The sequence below is a fragment of the Vibrio sp. Vb0888 genome (assembly GCF_033338835.1).
GTDB lineage: Bacteria > Pseudomonadota > Gammaproteobacteria > Enterobacterales > Vibrionaceae > Vibrio > Vibrio alginolyticus.
Map to the genome: position 1 here is coordinate 1 of NZ_JAWOTL010000167.1, position 1301 is coordinate 1301.

Consider the following 1301-nt stretch of genomic DNA (forward strand, 5'->3'; position numbering starts at 1 on the left):
CATCTTTTCATTCGGTACGTCGATCGCTAACCATGCAATGTTCTGCTCATCAACGTTAAGACTAAATGCTTTTTGCTCGCTCATTACTCAACCTCCAGAATCATTGCAGCGCCAAGACCACCCGCAGCACAAGCGGTATTCAATGCAATACCACCACCACGACGTTTCAGTTCACGTAGAGTTTGCGTCATCATACGCGCACCCGTCGCCGCGAATGGGTGACCGTAAGCAATTGAGCCACCGAGCACGTTGAATTTATCCATGTCGATTTCACCGATCGCTTTCGAACGACCTAGGTTTTCTTGAGCAAACTTATCTGAGGCAAACATTTTCACGTTTGCCAATGCTTGAGCAGCAAACGCTTCATGCATATCGATCAGAGTCAGATCCGACAGTTCCAAGCCTGTGTTTTCGAGCACTTTCGCAGTCGCGTAAGTCGGTCCCATCAGCATGTCTTTTTCCACACCAATCGCTGAGAATGCGTAGCCACGGATGTAGCCAAGAATTTCCATGCCCAACTCTTTCGCTTTACCTTCGCGCATCAGCATCACTGCCGCGCCGCCATCAGTCAGCGGCGTACTGTTTGCTGCGGTAACACTGCCGTACTGGCGGTCAAATGCAGGACGTAACTTTGCATAGCCCTCTAACGTCGAGTCGTGACGAACGTTGTTGTCTTCAGAAATCCACTTTTTGTAAGGTTCAGGGAAAGCGGTCATCACCTCACCTTGGATTTTGCCTTCTTTCCAAGCTTGGGATGCCAATGTATGAGAGCGATGAGCTAGCGCATCTTGTTCTGCGCGTGAGATACCGTGCGTCTTCGCCATTTGCTCTGCCGTTTGTCCCATCGACAAACCCGTCGAGTATTCCGCGACGGCTGGCGGAACAGGCATGAGATCTTTAAAACTCAGACTCTTGAGAATATTGAGCTTCTGACCCAATGTTTTGGTTTTGCTTAGAGCCAACAGGTTAGCAGCAAGTTTTTTGGACACACCGATAGGAAGTACAGAAGATGAATCCGCACCACCAGCGATGCCAATTTCAATGGTGCCCGCCATGATGCTCTCTGCTACGTTTACCGCCGCTTGGAAGCTCGTCGCACAAGCACGCGTCACGCTGTAAGCGTCGGTATGGATGTTCATCCCCGTGCCCAATACGATTTCTCGTGCGATGTTTGGTGCTTCAGGCATTTGAACCACTTGTCCAAACACCACTTGTTCAATTAATTTCGGATCAATATCTGTTCGAGCAAGCATTTCGCTTACTACCATTTTCCCTAAATCGACCGCTGGCACTTGGCTAAA

General features: G+C 49.4%; 1 protein-coding gene. It reads right to left on the bottom strand.

Annotation, left to right across the window (positions count from 1 at the left end; translation table 11 throughout):
- Positions 1 to 83 precede the first annotated feature (83 nt).
- Positions 84 to 1301: acetyl-CoA C-acyltransferase FadI (gene fadI / locus R7P72_RS24740; protein WP_411912904.1), on the bottom strand; the 1218-nt coding region annotated here is incomplete at its 5' end.